Origin of the sequence: Klebsiella sp. BIGb0138, from assembly GCF_004342285.1 — a bacterium.
GTDB lineage: Bacteria > Pseudomonadota > Gammaproteobacteria > Enterobacterales > Enterobacteriaceae > Klebsiella.
This window is the reverse complement of record NZ_SMCV01000012.1, coordinates 55359-73800: the sequence shown is the minus strand read 5'-3', so window position 1 is coordinate 73800 and position 18442 is coordinate 55359. Positions and strand designations below refer to the sequence as shown.

At 51.1% G+C, this 18442-nt stretch carries 13 protein-coding genes and 3 pseudogenes; 7 read left to right on the top strand and 9 right to left on the bottom strand.

Annotated elements, in window-relative coordinates; genetic code table 11:
* Positions 1-253 precede the first annotated feature (253 nt).
* The 5 genes and pseudogenes from EDF73_RS22585 (at position 254) to EDF73_RS22565 (ending at position 3108) form a co-directional block, all read left to right on the top strand.
* On the top strand, positions 254-466 hold the full coding sequence (locus tag EDF73_RS22585) for a KTSC domain-containing protein (protein ID WP_132731280.1): 213 nt from the start codon (positions 254-256) through the stop codon (positions 464-466).
* An 80-nt stretch (positions 467-546) separates the two neighbouring features.
* Entirely contained in the window at positions 547-981 is a 435-nt protein-coding gene (gene uspF / locus EDF73_RS22580) for a universal stress protein UspF (protein WP_132731279.1), read from the top strand.
* A 442-nt stretch (positions 982-1423) separates the two neighbouring features.
* Positions 1424-1588, top strand: a pseudogene (locus tag EDF73_RS27820) (SOS response-associated peptidase); the annotation flags it as partial.
* 45 nt (positions 1589-1633) lie between these two features.
* Positions 1634-1870, top strand: a pseudogene (locus EDF73_RS27815) (site-specific integrase); the annotation flags it as partial.
* Between the two features lie 821 nt (positions 1871-2691).
* The gene (locus EDF73_RS22565; protein WP_132731277.1) at positions 2692-3108 is read left to right on the top strand and encodes a hypothetical protein; all 417 of its coding nucleotides are present in this window, start codon (positions 2692-2694) and stop codon (positions 3106-3108) included.
* Positions 3109-3293: 185 nt separating this feature from the next.
* Here the strand turns inward: EDF73_RS22565 and EDF73_RS27810 are convergent.
* Both EDF73_RS27810 and EDF73_RS22555 read right to left on the bottom strand, forming a co-directional pair.
* Positions 3294-3529 (bottom strand): annotated as a pseudogene (locus EDF73_RS27810) (hypothetical protein).
* A 75-nt stretch (positions 3530-3604) separates the two neighbouring features.
* Positions 3605-4192, bottom strand: coding sequence for a recombinase family protein (locus EDF73_RS22555; RefSeq protein WP_132731276.1), 588 nt, complete (start codon positions 4190-4192; stop codon positions 3605-3607).
* Between the two features lie 91 nt (positions 4193-4283).
* Between EDF73_RS22555 and EDF73_RS22550 the strand changes: the two genes are divergently transcribed.
* Both EDF73_RS22550 and EDF73_RS22545 read left to right on the top strand, forming a co-directional pair.
* Complete coding sequence (locus EDF73_RS22550; protein WP_132731275.1) at positions 4284-6272, top strand: CotH kinase family protein; 1989 nt, start codon at positions 4284-4286, stop codon at positions 6270-6272.
* A 12-nt stretch (positions 6273-6284) separates the two neighbouring features.
* Positions 6285-7409: a hypothetical protein gene (locus tag EDF73_RS22545; protein WP_132731274.1), complete on the top strand. Its 1125-nt coding sequence runs from the start codon at positions 6285-6287 to the stop codon at positions 7407-7409.
* Between the two features lie 188 nt (positions 7410-7597).
* Here the strand turns inward: EDF73_RS22545 and EDF73_RS22540 are convergent, their stop codons facing one another.
* From EDF73_RS22540 to EDF73_RS22510, 7 genes are all read right to left on the bottom strand, one after another.
* Positions 7598-8350, bottom strand: coding sequence for a hypothetical protein (locus EDF73_RS22540; protein WP_132731273.1), 753 nt, complete (start codon positions 8348-8350; stop codon positions 7598-7600).
* A gap of 11 nt (positions 8351-8361) precedes the next feature.
* On the bottom strand, positions 8362-10548 hold the full coding sequence (locus EDF73_RS22535) for a hypothetical protein (RefSeq protein ID WP_132731272.1): 2187 nt from the start codon (positions 10546-10548) through the stop codon (positions 8362-8364).
* Positions 10549-10624: 76 nt separating this feature from the next.
* Positions 10625-13669, bottom strand: a complete 3045-nt coding sequence (locus EDF73_RS22530; RefSeq protein ID WP_165905777.1) for a host specificity factor TipJ family phage tail protein — start codon at positions 13667-13669, stop codon at positions 10625-10627.
* Positions 13666-14046 carry a nitrite transporter gene (locus EDF73_RS22525; RefSeq protein ID WP_132731271.1) on the bottom strand — a complete coding sequence of 127 codons (381 nt, stop codon included), beginning with the start codon at positions 14044-14046 and terminating at the stop codon, positions 13666-13668. Before EDF73_RS22525 ends, EDF73_RS22530 begins: the two co-directional genes overlap by 4 nt.
* A gap of 9 nt (positions 14047-14055) precedes the next feature.
* Entirely contained in the window at positions 14056-14538 is a 483-nt protein-coding gene (locus EDF73_RS22520) for a DUF1833 family protein (protein ID WP_132731270.1), read from the bottom strand.
* Complete coding sequence (locus EDF73_RS22515; RefSeq protein WP_132731269.1) at positions 14525-14998, bottom strand: hypothetical protein; 474 nt, start codon at positions 14996-14998, stop codon at positions 14525-14527. The genes EDF73_RS22520 and EDF73_RS22515 overlap by 14 nt, the downstream gene beginning before the upstream one ends.
* On the bottom strand, positions 14998-18381 hold the full coding sequence (locus EDF73_RS22510; protein ID WP_132731268.1) for a phage tail length tape measure family protein: 3384 nt from the start codon (positions 18379-18381) through the stop codon (positions 14998-15000). Before EDF73_RS22510 ends, EDF73_RS22515 begins: the two co-directional genes overlap by 1 nt.
* Between the last annotated feature and the right edge of the window lie 61 nt (positions 18382-18442).

Sequence of the window (18442 nt, the reverse complement as noted above, 5' to 3'; positions counted from 1 at the left end):
GCTGGCGCCGCCTGTCGCCTCCGGTGAAATATCTCCGCCTGGGTTGATGGCAGAATAAACCAGCGCAAAGATGGCGTTCGTGATGACAACATCCCCGTTCCAGGCCGGCCCTGTGCGGGCTGACGCCCAGGCCGCTGGCCGCGCATTACGCCAGCAACTTCAATCAAATCAAAACAATATAGCTACAGTATTAAAAGAGTGGCCCAATGGATGATATATTGCCTGTAAAGCCTGTCGTAAAAGGACGCCTGTCATGCATCATCATCCTGTTAACTCATCCCGAATTGCTTCCGTCGCTTATGACGAAGCCTCTGGCATCCTCGAAATTCGTTTTCGCGACAATACCACGCTGCAATATGACAAGGTGCCCGAACGCATCTTCCGCAATTTCCTGCAGGTGGTGTCTAAAGGCCGTTTTTATGATGGCGTCATTAAGGGGAAATTTAGCGAACGCCGGTGCAGCTAAAGCCAAAATGTGACCCGGATAGGGTACATAATCCACCAGGATGGCGTACACTTTAAGTGGTTACTTAAACAGGAGGTTTTATGGCCAGAATAATTCTTGTACCCATTGATATCTCAGATAAAGAATTAACTCAACGCGTCATATGCCACGTTGAAGCCGAGGCGCGCATTGATGATGCCGAGGTGCACTTTCTGACCGTGATTCCATCCCTTCCCTATTACGCCTCGTTGGGGATGGCTTACACTACCGAACTGCCGCCAATGGATGAGTTTAAAGCGGAATCTGCAACCCGTCTGAAAGAGATCGTGGCCCAGTTTGCCATTCCTGAAGACCGGGTCCATTTCCATGTCAAGGAAGGCTCGCCGAAAGACAATATTCTGGAACTGGCGAAAACGCTTCCGGCAGATCTGGTGATCATCGCCTCTCACCGTCCGGATATTACGACCTACCTGCTCGGCTCAAACGCCGCGGCGGTTGTCCGTCACGCCGACTGCTCGGTGCTGGTGGTGCGTTAACCTCTTCAGCCCGCCGTCACGGCGGGCTTTTTATCTTACTCATCGTCAGGCTAAACCGCCTGAAATGTGCTGACATCCCCATCGCGAATCCGTACCATACACGCCACAGACTTCTACTCATCAATGTAAGACGTCATTAATTGCGATCGCCCGCAGAGCTGTGAGCAGAATGCGTGCGCCACACTATGAATTGAGCTATCATTAAATGCTGCAAAATCAAGAAATTAGCAAGAAAGAAAAATATAACCTCGATAAGTTTTTTAAATAATCGCAACCCCCTGAATTTATTATTTTTACCTTTAAATACAGCCAGTTGCCGCCCCACACGAATAACGCTAACCTACGCCAACCTACAAATTTAATGCCCTTTTTTGCCCTTTTTTTCATTCAATGCCCCCTATATGCCCCTCTTTTACTTTCAGTCTGAAAACTGGAGGTATCCATGTGCGGACGTTTTGCTCAATCACAGACTCGAGAAGAATATTTAGCCTATCTGGCCGAAGAAGCTGATCGTGATATCGCCTATGATCCCGAGCCTATCAGACGTTACAACGTCGCGTCCGGTACCAAAGTTCTGTTGCTAAGCGAACGCAGTGAACATCTACACCATCCCCCTCGATCATGATGAAAGGATATTCCCTTAAATGAGAAAACGGTTACCGACATGTGTCGTCGCGTGCGAGGCGCGCCAGGGATTGAGGATCTGAGGTACACGACCTATGCCGCGATGGGTAGTCGTTTGTTGGAGGCGGGCTTCAGTATCCATGAAGTAGCCCAGGTTACCGGGCATCGGTCGCTGAATATTTTGTGGCAGGTTTACAGTGAGCTATTTCCGAAAACGTTGCATGACAAATTCGTCAAGTTGCAGAAAAGCAAAAAGATTGATTAGAATCGCAAATGGTGATCTCCTGCCTGAGTCACTACACCCCACCCGGCAGCTCTGACATGCGGTTGTCGGGTGGGGTTCTTGAATAGCCAGAACGCTATCTTGGCGCTATGCCTTAATAACATTTATCTGATATTTAGCTACATTAAAATAGGATTCAATTCAAATTATTGATACAACCATAATCAAATGAAATAAAAGATAAAATTCACCACTGCCCACTGAAAAGGCAGGTTGCTGCTTCAATCCCACTATACTCATACCAATGGTAATTAGGGTCACTGCAACTTCTCGCCATAGATGCCATCGCTGGCGAAGACAAAACGAACCCCAGAAGAGCGCAAGAAACAATTAATTTAATTTTCATCAAGTTATCCTCAAGCAATGTCGTTGTGGTGGTTCAAACAGAAAAAAAACACAAAAAAAACATTCTTCACTGCAATTTTTTTACAACTTCATGAGCATTTTTGCAACAAGAAACCATCAATTTTCACTTTCTCCATTCAACATCACCATGATTTCCATCACAGTTTGGGCTATCTCTTTTTTCGCTGCGGAGAGTGATTACCACTCGACATTTCATTCCAGAAATACCGTATTTCAATCGAGAAAATCGCAATGCCTTAGCCACATACTTCTTAGATGTGATCATTGACCGATACTATTCACCTCATCCGAGACTAAAGGTTAAAAAAGATAAACATTTGTTAAGAAATATGGTAAAAAATACTCTGCTTTCTGCCGTAACATCTTTGCCTGCAGAATCAGAAACTTACGAATCGAGATTGATTTGGAACTTTAACTAATTGATTATGAGGTTTTATATGCGTAAATATCTTACTTCTCTTTTGCTTGCATTCCTTGTAGTTGGTTGCAGTGCAACTGGAGAAGATAAATTCAGTTCATCATATGTAAAAGCCCATATAGTTCCGCACAAAACAACGCAAGCAGAAGTTCAGGCTATTTATGGTACCCCGGATGATCAGTTTATGAACTCAGACGGAACCGTATCATGGACATATGATAAAAGCGGTAATCTCAGTACGGCAAGCTCAATAGCCAGTTATATACCGGGTGCCAGTGCAGTTTCCAGCGCTCTTGGTATGGCAGAAACAGCTTCATCAGCTTCCAGCGCAGCGACAAAAGCGTCGGGTAAAGTCTCAGGCGATACCGAGTATCATGCTCGTTCTTTAAACATAACTTTTGACAATAATAAAATTGTTGATCGCTGGTATATGTGATATTCAATTTTTTGCCCTGAATATAATGAAGGGCTTTCCCTTATATATCGTCTTGGGGAAGCCCTTCAATTAAAATCGACAGCTATTCTTCGCACCTGGCGTCCAGGCTATCCGCCTCCTTCAAAAGTCATCACTGTCCACTGTTAAGGATTCTGCATAATCATCTGCTGGCGACGAAAAACCCATCAGAGCACCCTCCCCATATTGCGTAGCATCAAAGTCGGTTTTCTGACTCATCGGTTGTCTTATCGACAAAATACGTCTGGTGATGTTCTATCCACTGGTTCGCCTCGCGGCCAGAGAAATGAACTCCTCGTTCCTGCAGCGCGCGCACGAACTCGTGGGTGCGTAAGTACACGAACCCCTTCGGGTTACGAGAGATAGAGGCGTGGAAAGCGTTGTTGATTTTGTCCTGCAGCAGGATGCCTCATGATTAACGCTGGTTGCACATACAGTATGTTTTGCAGATTGACCAGATCAATAAACGTTGTGCCTATCAATTTTCATCGCTGATGTAACGTAATGATTGTGCTGGCGTGGCAGCAGGAAAATATTTGTAAATGGTCTTCACCCCTACCCCGATCACATCTGCAACCTGCTGCCGGGTTGCGCCGTTCTCCAGCATCCGGCGCGCCCGCGCGACGACATCAGGGGTCATAACCCGCCGGCGGCCACCAATACGCCCTTGGTCTCTCGCTGCTGCCAGCCCTGCGCGCGTACGCTCCACTATCAATTCGCGCTCCATTTCCGCCAGCGCGCTCATGACGTGAAAGAAAAAGCGGCCGGCGGCCGTGGAAGTGTCGATCGAGTCGGTCAGGCTGCGGAAATTCACCCCGCGCGCCTGCAGCTCTGACACCAACGTGATTAAATCCCGCACGCTGCGCCCCAGCCGATCCAGTTTCCAGACCACCAGCACATCACCCGGGCGGAGTCGCCGCAGGGCGCGCTTTAGCCCAGGCCGCCGGGAGTTCTTCCCGCTCGCTGTATCTTCGAATATCTGCTCACATTCTGCACGAATCAGTGCGTTTTTCTGTAAATCGAGGCTTTGATCCCCGGTGGACACGCGCGCATAGCCAATCAGCAATTTATAACTCCTTGAAATTACTGATTGTAAAAAGCTCCCATCATTCGCACAAACCCTCGTTTAGGCGAACGCTATTTTTTGGAGCAAAAACATGGCCTTTATTCCACCGCTCGGGAACACCTCCCCGGAGGTCCTGCTCGATAATGCCACGCGCATGGATAAATTGATTAACGGGCCAGCGGACACCGTTCCCGACCGCGCTGGCGACCCACTGTACTCATGGCGCCAGATAATGGCGATGGCCGCAGATGTGCTGACCGCGTATCAGGAAAACGGCGGTGTGCTGGCGTTCGCCGATGAACAGCAACTGCTGGCATTTACGCCGGATAAACCGAACGTCCTGGCGCTGGATGGTACGACCGGCGCTTACTGGTTCTGGGACGGGATGAAGTGGACAAAAAATAAATACCAGTTTGCGGATATCGCAAATGTACTGAGCCTGGCAATACAGCGGCTGTATATTTCACAACAAATTCAAATGTCCGCCATTAACGATACGGCACAGAACGTGGATGATAATAACCAGCAGGCGACAGACTGGCTGTATGGGTTAGAACAGTGGTTACAGCGGTTATATCTGGGTCAACAGAACCAGATCACTGCAATCAGTGACACCGCGGATAAATCGGATGCAAATGAAATCGCGTTGCAGCGCATTTATCTGGCGCAGCAGCTGCACGCGGCCACACTTAGTGAGGTTGACAGTCAGTTAGCTTACCTGAGCCCGGAAAATCAACTTTCGCGGTTGATGATCATCCAGCAACTGGTCGTTGCCTTATCTGCGCTGGAGGGCTTCGACCCGGCAGACTCCGCTACGGCATCGCCGCCACTGCTGGATACGCATTTTGTGTTTGGTGAGCCGGCAGGAATTATTCGAATCTCCGTTAATTCGCCGGGTGGTGTTCCCCCGAATAAAAATGCTGGTCAATATCCGACAACGGCGCGTCTCGATGTTGACGGAAAAGTTATTTCGTTCTACAGCACCTTTGAGGTGCAGGGTGACACATCAGCGACGTTCCCGAAAAAAAATCTCAATATCACGTTCAGCTCAACCGCAGATCGTGATGAGGATATGGATTTAAAGATTGGCGATATCATCCCGCACGATGAGTGGACGTTTAAATCAAACTGGATTGATAACACTCACGCCCGGCAGTATGCATCATTCCTGCTGTGGTCGCAGATGATGGATTCCCGTCATGGCTGGCCGAAACGGGATATCGATAATTGCTACGTGGGAAAAGTCGGGCCTGATGGGTTCCCTACCGGCGCCCGCGCTCATCCGATCGGCTATCCGGCGGTACTGTACGTCAATGATGCGTTTTACGGCATTGGCACTCTGGCCGTCGGTAAGAAAAAGGAAAATTATAATATCCCTAAAAACGACCCATTGAAGATACATATTTCGATGGATGCCAACACGGCATGGGTGGATATTAAAAAATTATCCACCGATGCCATGAAGGCGCAATACAGTTTTAAAGCACCAAAGACGCAGACCGCAGCCACGCAGGCTGCATTAGAGGCATGGGATGCTTTTGCATCATCAGGACAGGCTGATTTCACTGCAAACATCGCCACTAAACTCGATAAAAATAACGCCATTGATTTTTATCTGTTGCTGGCCGTCATTGGCGCGACTGATTTATGGGCGAATGACAATACCAAAAACGTGCAGTTTATTACGTGGGATGGGGTTAAGTGGTTTTTCATGCCCTATGACCTCGATACAACCTATGGCCTTAAATTTGAGGGGACGACGATTAGTTACCTGCCTGACACAGTGCCGGGGACTGACAGAAGCGCAAATTTATTCTGGATGAAAGTCAGGAGTGCTTATGGCGACGATGTTAATCAACGCTATGGGGATTTACGCAATCAGGGGATTTTTTCACCGGATAATTTGTATTTTCTGCTTAAACAATTTCAAAGCAAATACTCACCGGATTTAGTAAAAGCGGACATTAAAAAATGGCCCACGCAACCATCATTAAACGTCACCAGCATTGACCAGATCCTGACGTGGTTTAAAGCACGACTGGCATATCTGGACACCTATTTTAACTACTCCCAACAATAACGAGGGCTAACTATGTCAACCATCATCATTAAAGACACTCTGCGTCAGTCCGTAGAAGCTGCCAGCGGCGGCGCACAGACGGTGCTTTACACGGCAAAGGGCCAGCCGTCGTTTGTGAATATCATCCCAAAGGCCACTATTGAGTCTATCGATCCGAGCCTGGGCACCGGCACACATCCGGCATTTATTGTTGACGGGAAAGAAATCCCTCAGTTATTTATCGGCACCTATCAGGGGCTGATTAAAAACGGGGAATTTCTGTCGCTCCCGAATTCCGTGCCAACCTCACAAAACCCGGACAACTATATCTACTACAGCGCGGCGAAAGCCTGCGGCGCGGGCTGGCACGCAATGACCGTCGCGGAATACGCCCTGCTGGCCCTGCAAACCTTCAAAGCCGGCACGCAACCGCTGGGCAACACCAACTGGGGGTTCTCCTCTGATAACCCGGCGGAGTTCGGCCGGCGCGTGGATGGTCGCCAGCCGGGCGATAAAAATAACACGACGGGCATCACGTTTACTGGTTCGGGCCCGGTTGACTGGCGGCATGACAAGACGTTCTCGGGGATTTCTGATCTGTGCGGCAATATCGCGGAATACAACTATGGCATCCGCCTGATGGCCGGTGAACTGCAGTTCCTGCCCGATAACAACGCTGCGCTGTTCGCATCTGATATCTCCCCGACATCTGCTGCATGGAAAGCGCTGGATGCGATTACCGGGGCGTTTATTACCCCGACATTTACCGGCTCGATTGCGGGCGGGGATTACGTGGCGACCACACCGACCAGCGTCAGAGTGGCCCTGACGTCGGCTAATGTGCCGTTTTCTCTTCAGATCCCGGTTTCTGGCCAGAACCTGTTTACGGATTTCAAAAATAACAGCAGCCAGCCAATTTCGGCGGCGGCACTCAACAAGCTGAAGCTGCTGGCGCTATTCCCGCTGACCATCAACCCAGCAGACTTTAAGGCCGACGGGTTCTGGGCGACAGCAATAACTGCACAGCGGGCACTGCTGTCTCGTGGGGGGCATAATGCGCTGGGTGGTGCGGCGGGGATTTTCTGCGGTGAGTGGGGGCGTGATGGGGGCGGCTACATTTCCGGTTCGCGCCCGGTGTACTATGCGCCACTAAGCTGACGTAAAACCGACAAAAAGAAAAAATTCCCCCGGGCAGGCACACCCTGGGGGAAAGAACTTCATGACATTATTGCTGTGTGTACGTCTTTGCGCACGGCTCATCCTCTAAGAAAATTCTTATATATGCGAGATGTATTTTTCTGGTCAGATCAGAAACATAGTTGGGGATATTGATAGCCACTGCTAAGTCAGAAAGTTACAGAGGGGAATTTCGCCTGGACGCATCGCAGGAGATAAGCATGTACCGTGGCCTGTTCCTCCTCAGACAATACCCGATCAAACACCAGGTAGGCACCTATCCGGCTTGTAGCCGTAGTTGAACCCCATAACCCCACACCTCCCTTCCCAACCCGGATATTTGCCGGCGCTCGCTCAAGAGGGCCGGTTAACATCGTACCCGTTACGATATTGTTCGTCCTGTCTGTCAGGGTGCTTTTCCCACCATCAAGAACCAGACTTAGCAGCATCGGTTTTTCTTTGTGGAACGTTGATACATCACCATACGCCACGCCGTAAATATCGGTCGAGGTGTTATGATAACCCTGAGACAAACGCATCACACCACTGGCTTCAATAAGTATGCTGACTCCAGGGTGATTATTTGCACTCGTGCCGGTATAGCTTCCCATAACAATGCGCTGTGATGCGTCATTATTTGGATCGAAAAGCGCAAACCAGGTTTGGGCCCCACTGTCAGGAATACCGAGGTTCAGGTGTGCAACCGACGCGTTATTAGAGAATGAAACAAATGGCGTTCCATCAATAAACGATGGTGAGCCAACAGTGATGAGTAAATCTTCACCGGGCATTAAATTATTTCCGATCCCGGTATACGTAAATATTTCCGCCCGGCGGAGGGACGTTGTATCAAATCCTGGCGAATAACCATCAGGCTCTGAAATGCTGGATTCAGTATTATTGGTGTAAAGCGTAATACCCATGATGATTTTCCTTATGCTGCAATCGTGGTAATGACCTGAGCCCAGGCCCAGTTATGAAGTGGGTACGGTTTCCCCACTAGTTCGGGGATATTCTCATCGGCGTACTGGCCGCTACCCGCGATATAAACGTAATTTTCCGTAGCCAGGAACGGATCGCTGTCTTTCAGGCAGCCATTACCGTTATGCACCGTCTTATCGGCATACCAGATTTTCACGGTACCGACGGCGGTACGGCTGAATGTCAGTTTCACTACCGTATCTGCGGCGATTTCAGCCGCGGCAATGGGAAGTGATCCGTTGTCATCGGTAGCACGATACCCCTTATCGGCGTAAGTGGTCGCTGTCCTGCCAACATAGGGCGTCCCCCACTGGAGGGGAGGATAAGGAACCGCATAAGAGAGCAGGCCAACATTCCCCTTAACTTCCGCGCTGACGCAATGTAACGGTTCCCAGCCTTCGCCAAGGACAAGCACACGGAATGCAACTTTTGCATCCTGCTGAGATCGCCACCGATACCCGTTGCTGGTTAAATGACCTCCTTTATCCGGCAACTGGTAGGTAGTACCGGAGCCGTAAAAATTCCCGCCGGCCGTCACCAGGTCCAGTTGGGCCATCCCGATCGCAAGTTCGTTTGTATCGCTTGTATATCCCGCCCCGGTCTGGCTCATGAACACTGCAGGGGGATTTTGTCCGGTACAAAAATCGGTTACCAGATCATCGTAATATTTGAGGAATAAAGACTTCCATCCCTCACGGGTACCATCCCCCCCATAAGCTGGGTTATAGTTCCATTGCCCCTGGTCAAATAAAATCGCGCCGATACCAAACGATTTACCCTGGCTGTCCGCAATCGCTTTAATTTTGGTCACAGCTTCACGAACGCGATTATACAGCTCAGGGGTTGCCCCTTTCGAAAGGGCCTCAATGGTCCTACCGTTCACCCCACAGCTTGCCAGCACGAATGCGCGAGAGGGATCAGTTAGCAACGACATCTGCCGCAGGAACAACGCCCGAAGCATGTTAACTGTCGCCACTGCACCTTCACCTTCGTTAGGTGCGCCGGCAGGTAACGCAGAAATTTGCGCTGTAGTCAAAATCGTGGAGCCGTCCGAGCTTTGCACAACAGCTTTTAGCGGCTTCAGTTCCGGCGTGCCGACGGGGGTGAAATTCGCGGCGGTCCTGCTGTTTGGCCGCGGGCTATCACCCAGCATCAGGTTACCCAGATTCTCGTAAACACTCGTGCTCAGCGCCGGGAACCCCTCCTGAGTCGATTCCAGCGACTGGCCCGAGCCCAGAATTAACGTAAGTGCAAACACAAGACGCTCGATGTCTGTGTTGTATCGGCTACGGACCTGGCTGTAATAATTGAGGTTCTCAGCGTTCAGAATATCGCTCCTGTCCTGCAATGACATTCCGCCCCCGCCCCCGACCCAATTCCCGTATCTATCGACAACAGTTTTAGTTCTGCCAATGATATCGGCCGCCTTGATAAACTCAGGGCCAGAGATATCGATCCGGGCATTACCGCCGTCAAACACAATCCCATTCCGGGCCAGTCTCGCAGCATCCGTTCCGAAAGCCCCGGCAGCTGTCGCGCGCAGACTCTTCGGAGCAACAACGCCATTTTCATCAATGACCGTCAAGCGTTGCCCAATAAAGTTTTGAAAGTAAAATCCAGCCTCTTCGGAGAATTTCAGATTGAACTCAGATAATTCTATTCCGTCAGGTTTTATGCGGGTGAGTTTTGTCCCAAACTCCCCGCTTGTCAGCGCGTAAAACTGGCGCCAGCCAAGAAGATCGACAACCTTGAAAATTAATTCGCTGGCGTTACCTTTCTGAATGGTTTCGTTCAGCATTTTGATTTTCTCGTTGGCCTGGTATTCCGAAGAAACCCATTCTGTGCCTGTCCAGAGATATTGCTCTCCGGTGCTGGTATCGACCGCTAGGACGTTTGGTTTATCCGGCGTATAGGCCAGCAATTCATCACGCGAGCCAAACCCCAGAGCGCCGCCGTTTTCCTGGAAGTTATCGAGCGTATCTTCCATTTTTTGTTGCTGAAGTCGCCAGGTATAAAGAGGTTCCCCGCCACGGTCGGGAATGGTGGCCGGCGGCCCGTTCACCAGTTCATCGGCGCGTTTCACGTTCTCCAGGAAAATATCGGGGTCTGTTGTCTGCCCCACGGGTGGAACATAGGCCATGTTTTTGCTCCAAAAAATAGCGTTCGCCTAAACGAGGGTTTAAGCGAAAAAAGTTAATCGGGGATTTAAAGGGGTTTTAAGCGACGTTGCCGGGGTAGGTAGCGTCGTCGTACTGATAGAAAATGTCGGAATATTGGCGAGCAGTTATCGCGCAGGTGCCGTCTGACGGGGATCCTATTTCGTCAAAAATAGCGTCGTAATAACTGCGTGTGGAGCTACAGAAAATCAACCGTGGCGGTTCGATGCACGGATCGTCCAGAAGGATGTCATCAAAGGCCGGCTGCCAGGGAACCGAAAGTTCGTAATCCCCTACCCGCGTGGCCACCAGTAAACCGGAGGCAGAACCATCCTGATAACGCAAAATCGCCCGGGGATTTTCAAACGACCAGTCGAGCGGTTCTGTTACTAAAAACGTGGTCTGTCCACCAGTAGTGGTCATATCGACGACAAGAGAGCTAACCGTTTTATTGCCCGGAATATCATCGGTGAGCAATATGCGATCGCCGAACTGATAGACCAGCGCATCAAGCTCCGTGCTGGTTGTGTGACCAAGTCGCTGATGCAGATATTTCATCAGGCGCCGCATGCCAATCCGATAAGCCCGATCCTGATCGAGAACGCCATCAAGCGTATATTTCTCCACCTTCCTCGGCGTTGGGTTGTCTGGCGTCCGGCATTGCACCGTTTCCTCCGCCCATGTCGTGCCATTGATATACGTCACATCGACGCCATCGTAATCATCAGCCGACGGCGCAGAGAACGTAGTTTGCAGCTCCTCTGTCATTTCATGAGGGCTGATAATGCCGGACCAGTTTTTGACCCCTTCCCGGCCAACCGATGCCAGCCCATCACTCAGCAGGAAATACGATTTCCCCGCATTGGCGATTTTTTGCAGCATTTCGAGGGATGAAATACTATCGCCAGTGGCGTAGTCAAAATACTCACTACCTGGCGTCCAGTATGTGGATTCCAGCACATCGATCGCCTCGGCATCCATTGCCAGCCCCAGCGAATGGCCTACGTGATACAGCGCACCGGAGATGCTCCGCGCTGCGCCTGTTTCATAAATGCGCGTGCCAACAACACTGACGCGCCTGTCTGACTGAGCCGCCAGCACCCCGCCGGTTTCAACCGTGGCCGCCATAAGCGTCACACCAGCATATGATGACGGCCGCGCCAGCAACCGCCCCCGGAGAGCATGCCAGAACATCGAATCCCTGGCGTTGTTCGAACCCTGCTCGTTACGCCGGCGGCAGCGGACCTCTACCAGGCCCACCACGTCAAGATTAAACCGCTCGGTAAAACCCAGACCATTGACGTTCTGCAGAGCATAAACACCCTGCCTGCTTGTCCAGCCGCTGCCGGAGCCGTAAACCCGGTACTGAATTTCCCACTCGCAATGACGGATCCGTTTTTTCCCTTTGCTGTCGAAACCGCAGATACCCGAAGGAAACGAAAAATTCACCTCGAATGCGTCCACCACTTCATTTTCGGGGCAGGCCAGGAAAGGCCCCATCCAGGTGTTATTGTCATTGATGCCGGTAGCCGCATAGTCGATCATCGTGCGCGGTGAAAAACCGGGCCAGTATGCGTCAACGGCGCCATCAATTATCCGCTGAACAGTTGCCGTCGTGCCATCGGCTTCTGCAATACGGTACTCATTACCGCGATGTGACAGTGCCAGCCGTTGCGTCCCTTCAGGGATACCTGAGAAAGCGGCCCCGGCGGCGCTACCATAGGCCAGGGTGACATTTGCTGTAATCGCCGGCGTACCGCCACTGGATGCCGTGCCAGCGGTAAATTCCGGGGCATCTCCAAAAACGGAAACCGGAAGTGATGACGTTGTGATGGACCCTCCGCGCCAAGGGCTCGAAAACTCCACGATGCGCACCACGCCGCCGTCATCATGGGCGACCAACCCCGACCCGGTCAGCCCGCCGTTAATCGCCGCGAGCAACCCGGACATAGTTCCGTAGTCCGCCACCAGCGAAACGGTATACGTGGTCGCATGCCACGTCAGGGTAAACGTCTGTCCCGTTACTGAGAAATCGTAGGTGGTCGGCGCTGCATTCCCGCGCAACACTGCGGCAGTTCCACCCACGCCCGGCACAGCAGCCTGACCAGGGATGTAAGTGGCTATGAACAGGCCATATTCCGATCCGTTGATTTCCAACGTTACCGGCATTCCCACCGAAGGGTTGAGCTCCACGAGGGTGTCACTCGCCAGCACACTAAACCCTGATGAGGTAGAAACAGCAAAATTGGCCGGGGCTGTTATCGTCACCAGCGCCCCTTCCACCCAGGATTCAGGTAATGCATCCTCTTCATCGTCATTGTTGTCGTCATGAAGACCAGAAAACGTTACCGATGCGCCAGAAACTGTCATGCTATCCGCGGTGATATCCGTGGAATCAGGCGACGTCTGGGCCATATCCAGCCCCGATCCACTCGATGTCCCGCCAACCTCTGTACTGTTAAACCAATTTTCACTACGACGGTCATCTGACACGTCTGCGCCGGGTGGAAAGACGTTGTAGGTAAACTTGCTACCAAGTGCTGTGACAGGACTCGAACCGACACGGATATCTCCATTTGTGAATGCAATATCGCCGACACCCAGGCAAATCAGCATTTCAACTGTCATGCGGGTCGGGTCATCCGGGTCAAACCGCGTTACCGGTTGCACAACGTAATCAGGGTAAAAGCGATAGCGACCGAATAACTCACGAATAGGATCGCCAAGACGGGCGTTATTTGCCTTCGCTGGGTTTAGGTCAAGTCCGATACCGTTGGAAGAGGTGTAACCACCGGTATCAATATTATTCATCATGTAGATTGAATAAGCAGCTGAAGCCACTGCAATCACAAGACTGGCAATAGCAAACCCAACTGCATATGGGACGGGGTAAATCTTCACATCGCTGTCAGGTCTGATCTGGCACAAAGCCCACTCAGATGGAGGAATAGACCGATCATCAATCTCTACAGCAATGGGCTGTGGGTCATCAATGCAGTAGTTTTTGACATTACCTGTAAGCCACTGATGCAATGTCAGCGAGCCATGTTCATGTTTCTCCAGCGGCTCACCCGGCAGCCGCGAAGGATATATACGTATCGTCATCGCCAAAATTCCACTTTGATAAACCGACGTTTAAAGCGCCAAACGGGTATAAATGTCACGTTTGAACCAGGGTTACATTCCGCGACCTGCAACTGGTTATTCAACATCACCACAATCCCTACATGGCTTACGGTAGACCCGGAATAACAAGCTACCCCGGCCCCCTCGCAAGGTTCGCAGCGTTCAAGGCGCAGCATCAGTTTTCTTGCCTCACGGTCGAGCCCCCCGCCGTCTTTCGTGACACCTGTGAAGTCCGGCCATTCAGATAGCCCGAGGTCCCGCCGGATTTCATTCACGATGCCGAAACAGTCAAGTTCAGGGTAAGCGCGCCCCCCCTTCAGCCAAGTGACTGAACGGTATTTATCAGGATTGAACATGGAGGAACCTCAATTCATGTAGCGTAAACCGGGGAATTCATTCAGCGTGTAGCGGAAGCGAGGCCAGGCCGTATCAAGTACATTCATGTAACCAGCAGTGATTTGCGCCTGTATTGCCGTCCATGAACCCGATTTAATCGCAAGGGTGTAGGGAACCGTCGCCGGCGCACTCAGGTCTGTTGAAACGTACTGCCGATACGTCAACGAGGCGTTATCCAGATTTGCAAGGGCGTGGCGAATAGCCGTACTCACCTCACCATCGATATTGCTGATCGCAAACTGCAAATCCTGTGTACCGTCGCTGTTTCTGGCCGGGATGGCGATATCGATAGCCGCGGCTGAGAAGGTAATAACAGCGTCATTTTCGGTCGTGGCTGTAATATCGTCGTAGCCCTTACATAAATAATGAACAGTATCGCCAATATTGATTTGCAGCGTTTCAATTATCACCTCCGATCCGCTGCTGGCATAAAGCCGATTAAGAATCGTCATGTTTTGGCCACTCCTTATTTAGAGCGATATCGAGCAATGAACTCCCGACAATCCACTCTGGGTAATTACCCCACGGCGCTGGGATAAGCGGACGCTCCCACAGCTCCAGCGTCGCCGAATACCGCCAGTAAATCGGGGCCACCAGCACCGGCCCCTGATAGATATCCGTAAAACGACATTTGTAGAACTTAACGCCAGCGGGGGTTTGCAGCTTCATCATGAACCAGGCAGCGCCGTCCGAAAGTGAGTCACGGTACCATGCTTCAAAAGCCAGCCCCTGAGCATCTGTTTCCATGAACCAGGCAATGGTTGCCTGGGTTGGCGTTGATGTGTAAGCCCGTCGTTGCCGAGCACGGCCGGTGCTCATATCAGTACGTTTCAGGGGGCTAACGGGCTGAAACCCATAGCCCTCCTGTAGTGGCATGGGGAGAGAATCGTGGGGGTAGTAGATATCAGGCATTATCCCTGTCTCCTGCCAGTGTTATAACCACCAGTTAGCGCCTTATGTACCTGCCCAACCCCCTTAGCAAGATCGCTAGCTACCTGCTGATAACCTTGCTTGGCACCATCGCGAGCGGCCCGTTGTACAAGCATCACAGTCGCATCAGACGGGTTCCCGTTAATGGTTATTGGCGGCACAGTAACGTTAGGCTGGATTACAGTCGTTTGCTGATTATTGCTGACGTTCTGCACTCCGGTACCGAACCCAGAGCGGCCCAACGTAGCATCAAGCGGTTGCCCGTTTCGTAGCGCTTCAAGGTTTGAAACCCCGATGCGGTTCGTGGATGCCTGGTCAAAGATATATTCCCCCTTGTGGACGACGCCTGCGGGCTGATACTTCCCTCCCGGTCCGGTATAACCGCCAGAGGAGAAGCCGACGGCTGCTGCGCTCGTTATGCTGGAAGTGATTGTGGACATAAGAGCGATGACTTGGGCAATGGCAGCCAGGTTAGCCGGAAACGGTAACCCGGCCAGCGCCTGCCCCATCGCCATGGGGAGTTGCAAAGCAGCTTGGGCGATAGCGAATGATTTCTGTGTTACAAAGGCCGCTTTATACATCGCAGACTGCTCGCCGAACATGGTGCCCATTGAGTCGGTGATGAGGGAAAAAGAGTTTTGCGCAGATTGAGCCAGGGCAACATAAAGCGCTGCATCCAGTGCTTGCTGGTTATTCCTTATTTCCAGCAACCGATCAGCCTTCTGTTGCTCGGTAAGAATGGTGTCCTGCGCAATTAACTTATTCTGAACCTTCATCCATTCGGCATAGTCTATCTGTGCTTTTTTTAGCTTTTCGATAATTTCAAGCTGCGGGTCAACCTGTAGGCCAATCATATTTAGCCCCTGACCGGACAAATCGCGGCTAGTGGCCCCAGAAGTAAGCGTTCCTCCTGATTTGTTCACTGCGGATATAACGGAGTCAGGCAATGGCATGCTGGCAATAAGGTCAGATGCTTGCTTATTAGCTTCTGGTTTTTTTAACTTACCTAGCCTCACCATTTCCTGCAGTATTTGCAGACGTTTTTGCAGAATGTCGTTTTGCTTAACTTCCTTCGGCGCGATTTGCTCCTGCATTTTCCGGTAGTCGTCCAACGTCTTAACGGAGTTTTGCAGTGCCTCCTGCTGCTTGTAGGCCTGCAGGATTTCATCAGAACGGGAAAGTATCGACTTCTGGTCGGCTGTGAGCTGCGTTTTAGATTTAAGGTCCGCGATCTGCTGTTCGAACTTAACCCGTGCCTGGGTTGCGCTATTCAGCTTGTCACTGGCGTCCAGTTGAGACTGCATTGCTGCGGTCTGCTGGTTTATCTGGTCAAGGAGTCGGGTTGCTCCATCTTCAGTGTAGGCTTTCTCCTTTTTCTTTTTTGGTTGCTGGCTTTTTTTGGCCTGCACAAGCTCCTTCTCGCGCACAGCAATCAGGGCATTAGCCTGTTCAATCGCCTCCTTATTTCCTGAAAAGGCTATTTTCCTGGACTGTGCTCTGGCCTCCTTTAGGCGAGCTTCTGCACTGGCAACTCTGTCTGCGGACAAATACTCTTTATTTATCCAGTCAACTGATTCTGCAACTGCCTTATTACCCTGGATGGTCAGATCATTCATGGTCCCCCGCAGCTCGATAGCCTGGCCAATAAACCTCATCGTCGGGTCTACAACCCCACCAAGTGCTACGTTCTGTTTGCCTTTATCTGCTGCAGTGTAATAATTTTTGACTTTGATTGCCGCCGCAGTCCAGGAGTCACCTATTTTCAGGATCTCCCGGCGATGCTGGTCAATATCAGCGTTCAGCGCTGTAAAATTGGCAGAATTCTTGTATTGAGCAACTTTTTGCCGTGCTTCGTCGTAACTGTAACCGACATCAATTAATTTGTTTATTGCCTCGCTGGCGCCGTCATTCGTAGTGATGAACATATTGCCGACGTCATCAATCGCCTGCCCGGTTTTGTCGGAGATGGCAACCATATTAAGCGCCAGTCGTTCGGCCGCATCCCCGGTCACGCCGAGTGATGTCGTAGCGATTTTAGTTGCAGCTTCAATTTCCCGCCGGTTCTGATAGACGGCATAGGTGAGCAACCCAACAGCAGCGGCAGCCACGCTATAGGGGTTAACCAACCCCATGACGTAGGTGCCAACACCTTTAATTGCTGGCCCTATGCCACCAAACATATCCTTCAACTGGCCACCCTGCTGCATAAGCACCATGAACGGTGACTGCCCGGTAGACAGGCCGACGACGATATCCGTCATCTGAGCGGGGATCATCCTCATAGCCCAGGCAGTCTGTTTTGCTGACATACTTGTGCTATCGAGTTGGGCCCCTGTTTTCTCCAGCGTACTACGGGTTTCAGAAAGTTTGCTGTTCAGGCGATCATACGCCAAAGGCGATAGCAGCCCAGAAGCTTTGGCGCTATCCAACTGCCGCTGCTGTTCGTTCAGGCGCCGAAAAGCTTCACCTACAGGATCTATCTGAGCCTCCAGGCGTCGCAGAGCGGCAACCTGTTCATCATGAGCTTTTGCTGCTTCTCGTTCGGCCTGGGCTTCTCCGGTTACCTCCCGGCGAGTCTCCTGCAGTTTTTTGCTGTAGGCGTCATATTGCGCAGGATTAATTTTTCCTGACTGTAGAGCCGTATTCAGTTCAGTTTGCTGCTGTTCAAGATTGCGAAGCGCTGCCGACAGGGGATCAATGCGGTCAAGCATCCGCTGAAATGCCTGAGCTTGCGCCTCCTGTTGCTTAACTGCATCCGCTGCTGCTTTTTCCGCATCTCGTTGGGCTTGAGCTTCCCCCGTCAGTTCACGACGAGCTTCCGCAATTTTTTTGCTGTAGGCATCGTATTGTTCGAGGCTTAAATCACCGCGTTGGGCAGCCAGATAGATCTCTTTCTGCTGTTCTTTTAACGACCTTAAACCACTTGAAACCGGATCTAATTTATCCCGCATGCGCTGGAACGCTAGGGCTTGTGCCTCCTGTTGCGCAGCTGCCAACTTCCCAGCCTTTTCAGCCTCACGTTGCGCCTTCGCAACTCCAGTCAATTCATCGGTAGTTTCGTTAAGCAACTTTTTCAGGGACCGGAATTCTTCTTCGTCAATTAGTCCTTTATCGAAGTATTTTTTTAGTTCACTAAAGCGACGGCCCACGGTATTGATAGCAGCGCCAACGGGATCAATGGCTGCCCGGAGTTTATCAAGAGCCGCTTTTTCCTCATCGGTAGCTCGGGATACTTTGGTGATGGTGGCGACAGCCTGATCCCCGGATTGGGTCATTTTGTCGAGAGCTACAGCCAGACTATCGGCTTTTTTTTCAGCCCCAGAGCTGTCGATAATAATAGCCAGACGGGATGTTTGTTCTGTCATTTACCTTTCTCCGGGCATAAAAAACCCGCAGTTAAGCGGGTTTGGTAAGTGTCTACATTTT

What these genes read in the sequence shown, in the direction of transcription:
- EDF73_RS22585 (WP_132731280.1), top strand. Translation starts at nt 254, where the DNA reads ATGCATCATCATCCTGTTAACTCATCCCGAATTGCTTCCGTCGCTTAT.
- uspF (WP_132731279.1), top strand. Translation starts at nt 547, where the DNA reads ATGGCCAGAATAATTCTTGTACCCATTGATATCTCAGATAAAGAATTA.
- EDF73_RS22565 (WP_132731277.1), top strand. Translation starts at nt 2,692, where the DNA reads ATGCGTAAATATCTTACTTCTCTTTTGCTTGCATTCCTTGTAGTTGGT.
- EDF73_RS22550 (WP_132731275.1), top strand. Translation starts at nt 4,284, where the DNA reads ATGGCCTTTATTCCACCGCTCGGGAACACCTCCCCGGAGGTCCTGCTC.
- EDF73_RS22545 (WP_132731274.1), top strand. Translation starts at nt 6,285, where the DNA reads ATGTCAACCATCATCATTAAAGACACTCTGCGTCAGTCCGTAGAAGCT.
- EDF73_RS22540 (WP_132731273.1), bottom strand. Translation starts at nt 8,350, where the DNA reads ATGGGTATTACGCTTTACACCAATAATACTGAATCCAGCATTTCAGAG.
- EDF73_RS22535 (WP_132731272.1), bottom strand. Translation starts at nt 10,548, where the DNA reads ATGGCCTATGTTCCACCCGTGGGGCAGACAACAGACCCCGATATTTTC.
- EDF73_RS22530 (WP_165905777.1), bottom strand. Translation starts at nt 13,669, where the DNA reads ATGACGATACGTATATATCCTTCGCGGCTGCCGGGTGAGCCGCTGGAG.
- EDF73_RS22525 (WP_132731271.1), bottom strand. Translation starts at nt 14,046, where the DNA reads ATGTTCAATCCTGATAAATACCGTTCAGTCACTTGGCTGAAGGGGGGG.
- EDF73_RS22520 (WP_132731270.1), bottom strand. Translation starts at nt 14,538, where the DNA reads ATGACGATTCTTAATCGGCTTTATGCCAGCAGCGGATCGGAGGTGATA.
- EDF73_RS22515 (WP_132731269.1), bottom strand. Translation starts at nt 14,998, where the DNA reads ATGCCTGATATCTACTACCCCCACGATTCTCTCCCCATGCCACTACAG.
- EDF73_RS22510 (WP_132731268.1), bottom strand. Translation starts at nt 18,381, where the DNA reads ATGACAGAACAAACATCCCGTCTGGCTATTATTATCGACAGCTCTGGG.